The 12,936-nt window shown below is 67.9% G+C and carries 13 protein-coding genes and 2 tRNA genes; 4 read left to right on the forward strand and 11 right to left on the reverse strand.

What is annotated here, in order from left to right:
* Positions 1-24 precede the first annotated feature (24 nt).
* Positions 25-423 (forward strand): MmpS family transport accessory protein, encoded by a 399-nt coding sequence (locus tag ACQPYE_RS38015; RefSeq protein ID WP_498717925.1) that lies wholly within the window; start codon positions 25-27, stop codon positions 421-423.
* Here the strand turns inward: ACQPYE_RS38015 and ACQPYE_RS38020 are convergent.
* From ACQPYE_RS38020 to ACQPYE_RS38055, 8 genes are all read right to left on the reverse strand, one after another.
* The gene (locus ACQPYE_RS38020) at positions 420-839 is read right to left on the reverse strand and encodes a MaoC family dehydratase (protein WP_498717926.1); all 420 of its coding nucleotides are present in this window, start codon (positions 837-839) and stop codon (positions 420-422) included. The genes ACQPYE_RS38015 and ACQPYE_RS38020 overlap by 4 nt on opposite strands.
* Positions 836-1,285, reverse strand: coding sequence for an FAS1-like dehydratase domain-containing protein (locus ACQPYE_RS38025; RefSeq protein ID WP_498717927.1), 450 nt, complete (start codon positions 1,283-1,285; stop codon positions 836-838). Before ACQPYE_RS38025 ends, ACQPYE_RS38020 begins: the two co-directional genes overlap by 4 nt.
* Before the next feature lie 74 nt (positions 1,286-1,359).
* Entirely contained in the window at positions 1,360-1,524 is a 165-nt protein-coding gene (rpmG, locus tag ACQPYE_RS38030; RefSeq protein WP_015105301.1) for a 50S ribosomal protein L33, read from the reverse strand.
* Between the two features lie 85 nt (positions 1,525-1,609).
* A tRNA-Met gene (locus tag ACQPYE_RS38035) sits at positions 1,610-1,682 on the reverse strand.
* A gap of 43 nt (positions 1,683-1,725) precedes the next feature.
* Positions 1,726-1,798 (reverse strand) — tRNA-Thr (locus ACQPYE_RS38040).
* Positions 1,799-1,868: 70 nt separating this feature from the next.
* Complete coding sequence (locus ACQPYE_RS38045; protein WP_498717928.1) at positions 1,869-4,472, reverse strand: putative bifunctional diguanylate cyclase/phosphodiesterase; 2,604 nt, start codon at positions 4,470-4,472, stop codon at positions 1,869-1,871.
* A 175-nt stretch (positions 4,473-4,647) separates the two neighbouring features.
* Entirely contained in the window at positions 4,648-5,415 is a 768-nt protein-coding gene (locus tag ACQPYE_RS38050) for a PhzF family phenazine biosynthesis protein (protein WP_498717929.1), read from the reverse strand.
* Positions 5,416-5,587: 172 nt separating this feature from the next.
* A complete protein-coding gene (locus tag ACQPYE_RS38055; protein WP_498717930.1) occupies positions 5,588-6,070 on the reverse strand; it encodes a hypothetical protein in 483 nt (160 codons plus the stop codon).
* 270 nt (positions 6,071-6,340) lie between these two features.
* Here ACQPYE_RS38055 and ACQPYE_RS38060 point away from each other — a divergent pair, with 270 nt between their 5' ends.
* The 3 genes from ACQPYE_RS38060 to ACQPYE_RS38070 all read left to right on the forward strand — a co-directional run bounded on the left by ACQPYE_RS38060 (position 6,341) and on the right by ACQPYE_RS38070 (position 9,818).
* Positions 6,341-6,583 (forward strand): hypothetical protein, encoded by a 243-nt coding sequence (locus ACQPYE_RS38060; RefSeq protein WP_498717931.1) that lies wholly within the window; start codon positions 6,341-6,343, stop codon positions 6,581-6,583.
* Positions 6,584-7,302: 719 nt separating this feature from the next.
* Positions 7,303-7,692 (forward strand): hypothetical protein, encoded by a 390-nt coding sequence (locus tag ACQPYE_RS38065; protein WP_498717932.1) that lies wholly within the window; start codon positions 7,303-7,305, stop codon positions 7,690-7,692.
* Between the two features lie 59 nt (positions 7,693-7,751).
* Positions 7,752-9,818, forward strand: a complete 2,067-nt coding sequence (locus tag ACQPYE_RS38070; protein WP_498717933.1) for a tetratricopeptide repeat protein — start codon at positions 7,752-7,754, stop codon at positions 9,816-9,818.
* A gap of 696 nt (positions 9,819-10,514) precedes the next feature.
* Here the strand turns inward: ACQPYE_RS38070 and ACQPYE_RS38075 are convergent.
* The 3 genes from ACQPYE_RS38075 to ACQPYE_RS38085 form a co-directional block, all read right to left on the reverse strand.
* Positions 10,515-11,237: an HNH endonuclease gene (locus ACQPYE_RS38075; protein ID WP_498717934.1), complete on the reverse strand. Its 723-nt coding sequence runs from the start codon at positions 11,235-11,237 to the stop codon at positions 10,515-10,517.
* A 667-nt stretch (positions 11,238-11,904) separates the two neighbouring features.
* Positions 11,905-12,240, reverse strand: coding sequence for a divalent-cation tolerance protein CutA (cutA, locus tag ACQPYE_RS38080; RefSeq protein ID WP_498717935.1), 336 nt, complete (start codon positions 12,238-12,240; stop codon positions 11,905-11,907).
* The gene (locus ACQPYE_RS38085) at positions 12,237-12,842 is read right to left on the reverse strand and encodes a helix-turn-helix domain-containing protein (protein ID WP_498717936.1); all 606 of its coding nucleotides are present in this window, start codon (positions 12,840-12,842) and stop codon (positions 12,237-12,239) included. Before ACQPYE_RS38085 ends, cutA begins: the two co-directional genes overlap by 4 nt.
* Between the last annotated feature and the right edge of the window lie 94 nt (positions 12,843-12,936).

A 12,936-nucleotide genomic window follows, 5' to 3' on the forward strand; every position in this document is an offset into this window, starting at 1 on the left:
TCTTCACCCGAGGAGCGCAACCCCATGGCGGAACCCGCCCTGCCCGACCCGCCCGGGCGCCAGGGCCGCAAGTGGCTCGTGACCACCGCCTCGGCGGCGCTCGTGGTGGGCGCGGTCGCGCTCGTCGTGTGCACCGCGGCGCCGGAACCACCGGTCCGGGTCGTCTACCACGTCAGCGGCACGGCGGGCCGGGTCACCGTCACCTACTCGACCTTCCGGGACGGCGAGACGCGCCGGGAGGAGCAGGCCGCGCTGCCCTGGCGGGTGGAGGTCCTCGTCCCCGGCGAGCCCGATCACGGCGTGCTGACCGTCACGATCGGGCCCGACGGCGGTGACGTGGCTTGCGAGGTGTGGGTGGCCGAAGTCGAACGGCGCTCCGCGACCGCCACCGGGGCGCACACCAGCGCGCTGTGCGGGTTCTAGGGGAGCCGGACGATGGCCGACGCGCCGCCGAGCACGGACTTGCCCTCGAACAGGGCCGTCACGACGACCTTCAGCGTCCCGTCGTCCAGGACCTTGGTCACCTTCGCGGTCACCTCCACCACGACGCCCTTGTCGTCGTCGGGCACCGGGACGGGCCTGCCGAACCGCACGCCGTACCGGACGACCGCGCCGGGGTCGCCCGCCCACTCGGTGACGACGCGGGCGGCCAGGGCCATGGTGAGCATCCCGTGCGCGATCACGCCGGGCAGGCCGACCTCGCGGGCGAACCGCTCGTTCCAGTGGATCGGGTTGAAGTCGCCGGACGCGCCCGCGTACCGGACGAGGTCGGCGCGGGTGATGCGGATCGACAGCGGCGGCAGCTCGTCGCCGACGGAGACCTCCGACGCGCGGATCACGCGTCCTCACCCCGCACCACGAGCGTGCAGCGACCGGTGGTGACCAGCTCGCCGTCCTCGGTGCTCACCTCGGCCCGGATCGCCAGCATGTCGTTGCCCATCCGCGACGTGATGCCGTCCACGTGCAGCACGGAGGTGAGGCGGTCGCCCGCGACGATCGGGCGGTGGTGGACGAACGTCTGGTCGCCGTGCACCACGCGGCTGTAGTCCAGGCCCAGGTCGGGGTCCTCGACCAGCACGTCGTTCGCCTTCATCGACACGATGATCGCGAACGTGGGCGGCGCGATGACGTCGCGGTACCCGGCCGCGCGGGCGGCTTCGGGGTCGCGGTGCAGCGGGCTGGTCTCGCCCACCGCCTCGGCGAACTCGCGGATCTTCTCGCGGCCGACTTCGTAGGGCGGCGACGGCGGGTAGGAACGTCCGACGAACGACTGGTCGAGAGGCACGCGAAGCAGGTTATACGCGACGAGGCCCGCCCCGGATCCCGGGACGGGCCTCGTCGTGCGGTCTGGCTACCGGCTCAGCGGGTTTCCTTGTGAGCGCGGTGGGTCTTGCAGTTCGGGCAGAACTTCTTGATCTCCAGGCGGTCCGGGTCGTTGCGCCGGTTCTTCCTGGTGATGTAGTTCCGGTGCTTGCACTCCTCGCACGCGAGGGTGATCTTGGGGCGTACGTCGGTTGCAGCCACGGATCCTTGCCTTCCCAGAGCTCGTGTGCCCCGACCCGACCGGGCGACCAGTGCGGGCTTACCGCCTGGCGGGGATCTAGCTGAGTAGCGGTGGCCGGACTTGAACCGGCGACACAGCGATTATGAGCCGCTTGCTCTACCAACTGAGCTACACCGCTGAGACGACGCAGCCGCGATGCATGAGCACCGCGGCCAGTGTCGAGCCCCTTTACGGAATCGAACCGTAGACCTTCTCCTTACCATGGAGACGCTCTGCCGACTGAGCTAAAGGGGCTTGCTGTTGCTCTTGCAGCGAGGAGAACTCTACCGCAGGCGTGCCTCGGGACGGAAATCGGGGTGGCCCTTTAATGGACCAAGGTGAGCACCGTCTCATCCCGGGCTCCCCTGACCTGTACCGTCCGGGCCCGCAGCCACGCCTCGAAGCGGTCTTCGGAGAGGGGTCGGGAGATCAGGTAGCCCTGGGCCACGTCGCAGCCCATGCCCACGAGCTGGTCGCGGGCGGCGTCGTCCTCGACGCCCTCGGCGACGACGGTGAGACCCAGGGAGTGGCCGAGTTCGACGATCGAGCGGACCACCGCCATGTCGCCCAGGTCGGTGCCCATGCCCAGCACGAAACTCTTGTCGATCTTGACCTCGTCCACCGGCAGCTGCCGCAGGTAGGCCAACGACGAGTACCCGGTGCCGAAGTCGTCCACGGCCAGCACGACACCCATCTGGTGCAGCCGCCGCAGCACCGGCAGCGCCCGCTCCGGGTCGGCCATCACACCGGACTCGGTCAGCTCGAACGTCAACAGCTCCGGCGGCACCCCGTGGCGCTTCAACGCCGCCGCCACCCGGTCCGGGAACTCCTCGTCGGCCAACGTCCGCACCGACAGGTTCACCGCGATCGACATCCGCAACCCGCGATCGATCCACAACCGCACCCGCGCCAACGCCGTGTCCATCACGAAGTCCGTCAGCACGTCGATCAACCCGGTCGCCTCGACGGCCGGCACGAACTCGTCCGGGTCGACGCGGCCGAACTCGGGGTGCTTCCACCGCACCAACGCCTCCGCGCCGATCACCTGGCGGCTCGGCAGCGCGACCTTCGGCTGGTAGTGCACGGAGATCTGACCGGTCTCCAGCGCGGACCGGAACTGCGTCACCAACTGGAAGCGCCGCAGGAAGATCTGGCCCATGCTCGGCGCGTACTGGCGCAACGGCTCGTTGTCGCTGGTCGCCCGAACGGCCACGTCCGCGCGTTGCAGCAACGCGTCCGGGTCCGGCTCGTCGACCTCGCAGTCCGCCGTGGTGGCCCAGCCGACGACCGCGCCCGCCTCGACGGTGAGCCGGTCCACCGGGTAGGGCACCGACAACGCGGCGCGCAGCCGTTCGGCGATCTCCTGGATCCGCTCGGCCTGCCGCTCCAGCAGCAGCGCGGCGAACGCGCCACCCTCCAACCTGGCCAGCGGGACCTCGGGGCCCAGCTCGTCACGCAGCCGGCGGCCCGCGGCGACGACCATCCGGTTGCCCCACGCCTGACCCAGCGCGTCGGAGACGGTCGACAGCACGTCCAGGTCGATCCGGACCACCACGGACGTGGTCGCCTCGCGCATGGGCTCGTTGGCCGCCTCGCGGAAGCCGGGCCGGTTGAGCAGGCCGGTCAACGGGTCGTGGTAGGCGTCGTGCCGCAGCCGGGCCAGCAGGCGGCGGTTGTCCACGGCGGTGGACAGGTGGCTGGCCAGCGTGCGCAGGAGCTGGATGTCGGCCTTGCCGAAGCCGCGCCACCGGCTGAGCCGGTCGTGCACCTCGACCGCGCCGAGCAGCTGGGTCGCCCCGCGCAGCGGCACGACCAGCGCTTCCTGCGCGTCCCGGCGGACCAGTGCCTCGGAGACCTCTTCGCCCGCGTCCACGATGCGGAAGTACCGCACCTGGGCGCCGGGCAGCTGGAGCATGGCGTCCTCGCGCAGCACGCGCGGGTCGTCGCGGCGCATCCCCGGCGGCAGCGGCTCGCCGGCGACCAGCGTGCGCATCGGGGCCTGCGGGTCGGTGCGCAGCCGCAGCACGACCCGGTTGGCGTTGAGCTGCTCGCGGATGCGTTCGGCGATGAGCTGCCAGTCGTCGTCCTCGCCGCCGCCGTCGTCCTCTTCCTGGTTCGCGCCGTGCGGTCCGGTGACGTGGCGGCCGGAGCGGGCCACCCGCAACGAGACCTCGCTGAGCGCCTCCAGGTCGCGCTGCTCGCGCAGCAGACCGGAGTAGGCCAGGTAGATCGCCGTGATGCCGAGGAAGACCAGGCCGATCAGCAGGCCGCCCCACGGCGCCTTGTCGGCGATCTCGTAGCCGGCCAGGCCCGCGGAGGTGTTCAGCAGGGCCACCACGAGCGTCTGGAGCACCAGGCGCAGGCTCGGCGCGACCCTCATGCCCTTGCCCATGATCCGCAACGCGGTCAGGCCCAGCACGCTGGCCAGCAGCGGCACCGCGATCGTGCCGATGAACGCGCCCGCCCAGAACGGGCCGTCCGCGCCGAGGAACCGCTTCACGAGCTCGGCGACCGCGAAGGCCACCGAGATCTCCATGAACATCAGGCCCGCGTTGTAGACGGCGCGGTCGAGCACGCGGCGGCCGAGCAGCGTGCCGACGCCCGCGACCACGTGCGCGGCGAGCACGATCTCGAACGGCGCGACGAGCAGGCCGAGCACGAGCGGGATCTCGGTGAACGAGATGGTCCAGGCCACCCCGCTGCGCACGTCGACGTTGATCGCCAACTGCTCGGCGAGCAGGAACCCGATCACCAGCAGCGGACCGGTCCACCACAGGTCGACGTCGGGGTCCGTGTCCGGCAGCCAGCTGCCGACCAGGAACGCGGACAGCGCGCCCGCGACGAGGAGCAGGACCGCGAACACGCTGAACGCGCGGTTCGTGGACCGGGTCGGCGCGCTGGGCGCCGTGGCCGACGCGTGGTCGGACATCCAGCCTCCTCGTCGGCCGTCGTCGCGGTGGGCCGGGTCGCGGCCTACGGGCTCCGGGCGTGACTGAGGGGCCCCGAACACTGACCAGGACCCCTCCAAGGCTGCCAATGTACCCCGGTCGGGGGACGAAATGGCAGGTCGTGTAGCGGAACGCCACCAGAAGTAACAGATCGGATCACACGATCAGTCGGCCCCGGATCACCGTGACGGCCTGTCCGGCGAGCCGCACGCGATCTTGGTCCAGAGTGGTCCGGACCAGCCCTCCGCGGGCCGACGCCTGCTCGGCCAGCAGGTTCGCCCGACCGAGCCGCGGTGACCACCACGAGGCGAGCGTGCAGTGCGCGGAACCGGTTACGGAATCCTCCGGGACTCCGTAGGAGGGGTAGAAGCACCGGCTCACGACGTCGAGGCCCGGCCGGTCGCCCGGTGCGGTCACGATCACACCGCGACCGGGCACCTCGGCGAGCGCGGCGAAGTCCGGGCGGAGCTCGCGGACCTCGTCGGCGGAGGCGGCTTCGACCAGGACGTCGGACACCGCCCGCGCGACGGCCCTCACCGTGACGCCCGGCAGGCCCGCGCGCAGCGGGGTGGTCATCCCGATCGGCTCCGCCGGGTCGGCCGGGAAGTCCATCTCCACCCAGCCGTCCGCGGCCGTGCAGGTGAGCACGCCGCTGCGGGTGTCGAAGCCGCGGGTGCCGCCGAGCACGTGCGCGGCGGCCAGGGTGGCGTGACCGCACAGGTCGACCTCGGCGACGGGCGTGAACCAGCGCAGCGGCAGCGGGTCCGCGCGGTCGACGCGCACGAACGCCGTCTCGGCGTGCTTCATCTCGGCGGCGACGGCCCGCATCCACCGCTCGTCCGCCGGGCCGTCCAGCAGCACCACGCCCGCCGGGTTGCCCGCGAACGCGCGGTCGGTGAACGCGTCGACCACGTAGAGGTCCACGGCGGGCAATGTACGTCGCGGAGGGGTTGGCCGGCCGGCGTGGACCCGTTGCTGCCCGACCTCGCCCCCGTCGACGACCCGTACTCGTTCACCGAGCTGTCCGCGGACGACCTGAACGCCTCGTGGGGCGCGCCGCGCCGCCCGTTGGACCTCGTTGGACCTGTTGGACCCCTCAGACCAACACCTGTTCGTGGCGCTCGTGCCGCAGGCCGTCGCGGATCTCGTCCAGCACGAGGCGGGCCCGGGTGGCGGCGACGTGCTGCGCCGCGCCGCTGCCGATCGCGTCGCGCAGCGCCAGCCAGACCGCGGCCTCGTCCTCCCGGACCGCGGTGAGCAGGTCGCGCTGCTCGGGGTAGGGGTGCAGGGCGATCTTGTCGGTGTGCGCCCTCAGCGTGGCCAGGGTCGCCCTGGGCACCTCGCCGGTCGAGGCGACGCGGTCGAGCTTCGCGGGCAGGTCCACCGAGGCGAGCTCCGACAGCGACAGCGGGCCGAACTCGAGCACGGTGTTCAGGCCGTACTCCAGGTCGTCGGCGGCGTGGAGCAGTTCGCGCGCGTCGGCGGCCCGGGGCGCCCGGCGCCGGCCGGCGGACCGGACGGCCAGGCCGAGCCCGACACCGGCCGTGAGGGCGGCGAGGGCGACGAGGAATTCGCTCATGCGTGCCAGTCTCACCGCCCCACTGGCCCCACCTGCGCCAACGGACGACAACGGGTCGATCCGAGCGCCGGCCGGTCACGGGTAGTTCGGTTGGGCTGATCGGCGCAACCGGTCGGCGTGGCGTCGCCGCCCGAACGGCGCAGGAGGGGACAGTGGGTGAAGCCCTCGTCCACCCGAGTGAACTTGTCCGGGCGGGGTACTCGAAGCTCAGGTCCAGACCTCTTAGTAGGTGAGGAAGCAGGAACGGGAAGGACGGGCGAGGGGGCCGCCATGAACGTTGCGAGGGAGCTGTCCAGCCGGGCGAAATCCATGCTCCGCGCCGTTGCCGCTGGTCGGGCCGAGTTGTCGGGGGGACGCGAGCCGGACCTGTACGTGGACGGGTTGCCTTGCTGCGACCAGATGGTCACCCACGACCTGGTCCACGCGGGACTGCTGCGGGCGCGGCGGGCGGTGGGTCTGGACGAGCGAACGGACGCCGAGCTGACCGAAGCGGGGCGAGCCGCCATCGCGTAAACCTCGAACAGGCGTTCGATATAGGTTATGCTGCACACGAGGCCGGCACGCAAGCGAGAGGAAGCGCTTGCGCGTCGGCCTCACCTACGTCCACGGCCTGCTTCGCGCCCGCCGGAACGCCACCAGCCGACCGACCACCCCGCGGACAACGCCCGGAGCAGCACCCACCGGGGGTGGTCTGGGGGGGTCGCGCCCCGATGGGCACAACGCAAAACCCCTGCTCGCGCTTTACGCGAACAGGGGTTTTGCGTTTACGTGGCGGGTAGAGGATTCGAACCTCTGTAGCTTTCGCGACGGATTTACAGAGTCCCGCGTAGACCATGCCTGACCAGCTCTTACAGCTCTCGGCACAGCCACCTCGGTACACACTCGGCACAGACGTCGGCTGGAGCCCTCTCCGGGCGCTTGTCCACAGCGCCAGGCGAGGCGCGGACAACACCGGCCGTCCAGTCTGCATCTGGCGATACGAGCCCACTGCGGTCGGTGTACGCCCTGGTGCGCACAGGTAAGTACGGGAGGACGTGCACAGCAGCGGTCGAGAGCGGGTACGGATCGACGTCAAGTTCGTTGAGCTCTGGGGTTGAGCTGCGGAGGCCGACGGCCGTGGGACGAGTGGATATCGCGGTTACGCGTGGTTTCGGTAGCGGTGGGCGGGTGGGATGCGATCATCGGGTATCGGTCCGTGGGCGCTGTAGCCCTTGTGGGTTGAGGGGGTTGTCGTGGTGGTCGCTCGGAGCCGTGCCTGGTGGGTGGCCGGTGGCGCCCTGGTCGGCGGTGGTGTGGTGTGGGTGGTGTTGCGATTCGGTGTGCCGGTCTTCCTGGCCGACCAGACGCATCCGGTGCGGCCGGTCCTGGAGGGGTTGAGCTGGATCGCCGGCATCGGCGGCCTGGTGGTGGCGTTAGTGGCGTTGGCGGTGGCGTTGCGCCAGGGGCGTGACCGCGCCGCTGCCCGGGAGGTGGCTCCGCCTGCGGCATCACAGACTGCCACCGGCGGCGGAGTAATTCTCAACGGCGGCGTGACCGGCGGCTCGGGCTCCGGGACGACGACCGGGGTGCACATCGACCGAGTGGGCGGCCCTCCGGACCCTCCGGTGCCGACGCGGCCTTAGGCCACGCCACGTCGGCAGCACCAATCCCGGCCGCACCGGCAGCCTCGGTCACCGGGAACGTGACCGGTACCGGCGGGACCACGATCGGCGCCCTGCAAGGCACCGTGGTGCAGGGTGATCTGGTGGTCGGCGGACCGGATATGCCCGCCATGGAGTCGATCCCCGCGACGCCCGGGCTGGACAGGATTCCGGCCGGTTCAGAGCTGTTCGTGGGGCGGTCGAGTGAGCTGGCGCGTCTGGACGCGGCGGTGGCGGGTTCGGGGCGCGCGGTGGTGGTCACGGTCCACGGGTTGGGCGGGGTCGGCAAGAGCACCCTGGCCGCTCGCTTCGCCCACCTGCACACCGACCGCTACACACCGGTCTGGTGGATCACCGCGGACTCCCCGTCCGCGATCGACACCGGCCTAGCCGACCTGGCAACCACCCTCGCTCCCCAGTCTGCGGATCTACCGCTGGAGCAGCGCACCGAACTGGGCCTGCGGTGGCTGGCCACCCATGACCGGTGGCTGCTCGTGCTGGACAACCTGACCACGCCCGCCGACGCGGCGGGGCTGCTGGAACGGGTCCGGACCGGCACGATCGTGATCACCTCACGCCAGGGCACCGGCTGGCGGGGCGTCGCCACGGTCCCGCTGGACGTGCTGCCCGCCGAGGAGGCCGTGGAGCTGCTGACCCGCATCGTGCGGGCGGAGCAGCCCGACGCAGACCTGACCGACGCCGACCGACTGTGCGAAGAGTTGGGGTGGCTGCCGCTGGCGATCGAGCAGACGGGCGCCTACCTCGCCCAGACCCGCATCACCCCGGCCGCCTACCTGGACCTGTTGAAGCGGTACCCGACGCGGATGTTCACCGCGACCGCGGAGGGTGGAGACGCCCAACGCACCATGGCCAGGGTCTGGCACGTCACCCTGGACCGCCTCGCCGACACACCCCTGGTCGGACGGGTGCTGCGGCACCTGGCCTGGTACGCCCCCGACGCCATCCCCCGCGCCCTGCTCGCGGGGGTATTCGACGAGCCGGACCTGTCGGAGGCGCTGGGCCGGCTGGCCGCCTACAGCATGATCACCCTCACCGGCGACACCGTCGGCGTGCACCGCCTGGTCCAAGCCCTCACCCGTACCCCCGACCTCACCGACCCACACCGACAACCCACGGACATCGCCCACGCCCGCGACACCACCGCCACCGCCCTCGCCACCGCCCTCACCGGAACAGACCCCGGCCTGCCCGCCGACTGGCCCGTCTTTCAGACGGTGCTGCCCCACGCGCGGGCGCTGCTCGACCACACCGACACCGACACCGACACCGACACCAAACCGCTTTGCTACCTCGCCGACCGCCTCGGCGTCTACCTCAACGGCCAGGGCGACACAACCACGGCCATTGCACTGCACACCCGCAGCGCCCACAGCCACCAACGTCTCTACGGCCCCGACCACCCGAACACGCTGACCTCACGCAACAACCTGGCCTACGCCTATAAGTCGTCGGGCGATCTGGGGCGGGCGATCCCGCTGTACGAGGCGACACTGGCTGATACCGAGCGGGTACTGGGCCCCGACCACCCGAACACGCTGGGCTCACGCAACAACCTGGCCAGCGCCTACGAGTCGGCGGGTGATCCGGGGCGGGCGATCCCGCTGTACGAGGCAATGCTGGCTGATACCGAGCGGGTACTGGGCCCCGACCACCCGAACACGCTGATCTTACGCAACAACCTGGCCAGCGCCTACGAGTCGGCGGGTGATCTGGAGCGGGCGATCCCGCTGTACAAGGCAATGCTGGCTGATACCGAGCGGGTACTGGACCCCGACCACCCGAACACGCTGATCTCACGCAACAACCTGGCCTACGCCTATAAGTCGGCGGGTGATCTGAGGCGGGCGATCCCGCTGTACGAGGCGACACTGGACGATCGGCAGCGGGTACTGGGCCCCGACCACCCGGACACGCTGACCTCACGCAACAACCTGGCCAGCGCCTACGAGTCGGCGGGTGATCCGGGGCGGGCGATCCCGCTGTACGAGGCGATACTGGCCGATGCCGAGCGGATACTGGGCCCCGACCACCACCTGACTAGAAAGATCCGCTCGATTCTCGATACTACGACAAGCGACCCCGACTGACCCGCCACCTCAATCCAGCGCCTGGCGAGTTCCTGTCCTGCGTTATCGCAACCTCTTCCAGGATCGGTAACTTCGGTAACCGTTCGACCCAAGGGCTTGTAGCTCGGTACCGATCTGCAAGGTTCCTGACTCGCACAGTTACCCAAGCTTCCGATCCCAGAGACGGCCACGCATGGACCGCTAAGCATGTGCCGCTCCGCCGAGTCAGTTCGGCCCGGCTGGCGACTGATCCCAGGCTCCTACACGAACCAGACTGACCAGCACTTATAGCTCACAGCATCGTCACCTCGGCACGCATCCGGCACAGGTACAGCGGGCGAACCCTGGCGACTTTAGAACCACGTCGCGAGCGCCCGATAGATCCGCTGAGAAGCCCGCTGCCGTAGCCCGCACGTCGCCTTCTCCAGGATCGGTAACCTCGGTAACCTCGGTAACCGTGCAGGTCAGAGGCCTCCCGGGAGGTAACCGACCAAGATCGGGTTACCGATCAAACGGTAACCAGCCACCCCGCAGGCTTCTCGGCGCTGGCCAACACCCGTCGACTCCGCCGAGCAAGCAGCCCTCACCGACCGCCAAGGCCGGTTACCCTCGATCAGTAACCCGGCTATGTTCGGTTACCCTTGCGCAGGCCTCTGACCAGCGCGGTTACCGAGGTTACCGAGGTTACCGACCCTAGAGACGGCTTGTGATGGTGCCTTAGCGTGTGCCATCTGCTGTACCGCCCAACTTGCACGCCTGAACCAGTTCACGCAATTCATCCGGACTGAGCCATAGCTTACCGCGATGGATCATTCTATGGCAGTTAGCGCACAGAATAACGAGGTCTTTTAGGCGTGTATTTGTTGGACCGGAGACATGGAGAGGAGTCGCGTGATGACACTCGACATAACCTTTTCCACGCTCGCCATAGGTTCGCTCGAAGTCAAACCCGCAGACTTCACACTCCAAGCGCCCCTGCTCGGCGAGAACTGACTTGACTTTCCTTTCCCGCAATTTAGGGTCACGCTCACGAGCGAAGTAACGCCTCTCAAGAAGCCTGCCTTCCAGAGCATACCCATCGTCTTCATATGGACCGGTCGGTAAGTCGTTGAACTCACCGGAGGCAACACCGATACGTAAGGACTCCGCAGCCGCTGCCATCCGCTCAGGTTGCTCAAGGAACTCCATGAAGACTTCTTCGGTAAGCCGCCCACCATTAGTCTTCTTTCCTCGGTAATCTGGATGTAATGTCGCAATGTCCGCCGTTTTACGCTCAACACCATGCGCGTTCCGAAAGTCAGGTCCACGACTAGCGTTCGAATGAATTGGCAGTGATCGCAATAGTTCGGAAAGCTCGACAACTTGACGGTCTTCAGCAGGTATGACCCTCCAGTTGTTACGCATGACTAAGTCACAGGCGAGAATCAGCTCATCCCTCACCCAGTCAGGGTTACGCTTTCTGGTGGCACTCACAGCTACGTTCAATCTCCTTAAGCGTTACAGTGTCTACATTACCCAGAGACGAGCATGTCCCGGATTAACTCGGCATGCGCATAACCACTCATGCTCCAAATCTGGACGCACTCGAAGAGCACTCACTGCGTAGGTCGCCCGTAGGCCCTGACGCTACCGTTCGCCTCCTCTTCCAGGGTCGGTAACTTCGGTAACCTCGGTAACCGTGCAGGTCAGAGGCCTGCCGGTAGGTAACCGGCCAAGATCGGGTTACCGATCGAACGGTAGTCAGGCCGCGCCGCTGACACCTCAACGCCCAGCAGTACCGCTAGAGCAACGGGCGACCGCCTCCACCGACCACCACATCGGCCTAGTTACTCCTCGATCGGTAACCGGACCATGACCGGTTACCCATACATAAGCCTCTGACCTGCACGGTTACCGAGGTTACCGAAGTTACCGATCCTGGAGACGGTCGTGTACTGGCCGCCTGAAGTCTGTCTCGTGCTCGCGTCATCGCGCCACGGCGTTGGAAGGCACGTCACCAGCAGCCAAGGTCCGGATCTGCTCCACAGCGACCGAGTAGCACAAACTGTTGACACCTGGAACCGTACATGCGGAGCGAGGGCCCGAAGGAGTGACCGCAATCAGACGGTCACCCCTCAGGTGTGGTCTCATCTAGAATCCACTTAAGGTACTTTGGATTCCCTCCAACTATCGGCAATTCCGCAACACAGGCCACTTCGTAAGGATGCTCGTGCTCTACCCGTTCGACAATTCGAGGCACGAGGCTGGTCCGCGTATGTAGAACTACCCGCGTTTCTCCGACGTCGTACAACTCCCCCTTCCACCAGTAGTCCGACCTTATCGCCTCAAAGGTATGCACAGCAGCACAGAGGCGATCAGCAAGCAGTCGTCTACAGAACGTTGCAAGCCACTCCGGATCCGGAGCCGTAATCACGACTTCGCACACATCAGCCGACACTTTCACTGGACAGCCGACACTTTGAGCTGCTCAATAATCTCACGTGCGTCATCCTCACCTTTCCCCATGCCGCCCCAACCCGTCATGATTTTTCCGTCATAACTGAGACCAACCCAGCGACCCGACATCGAAACGCCGTGGGGGTGAAGGACAAAGTACATTGTCCCTTTGGACCGCACGGCCCCATCATTGGCTGCATACCACCCCATAAGCAGCTCATTATCCCAGAGCTTCAACTCGCCATGCCAGTGGTAGCCACCATCTTCCACTGCGATGCCGCGCGTGGTGGTACGAACGTCGATCAGTTCTCCCTGCTGACTGAGCCGCACCTCCTGAGCGGTGACGACCTCTACCCCGTCTTTGAACGTCTGCCACGACGCCCACCAGTCGCCAGAGAGGTTCAACCGGTGGCTCGGCATGCCCGCGAGTTCCCCGACCGTGACTCGAAGAGCCTCAGCTATCTGCACCGCAACGGGCAGCACAGGGTGCTGCTCACCTGCTTCGTAGCGCCTGATCTGACGTACGGCTACGCCCGCCGCTGCGGCTAGCTCCGCCTGCGACATGTTGAGTTCACTCCTGCGCCGGCGCATGACCTCTGCCATCTCCATGGACCCATCATAGGTCTTCTTAGTCCTTGACAGGGGACCGAGAGGTCCGCCACAGTAGGGGACGTAAGAGTCCTCACAGGGGACTTAAACGTCC

This window comes from Actinosynnema sp. CA-299493 (assembly GCF_050946825.1).
GTDB lineage: Bacteria > Actinomycetota > Actinomycetes > Mycobacteriales > Pseudonocardiaceae > Actinosynnema.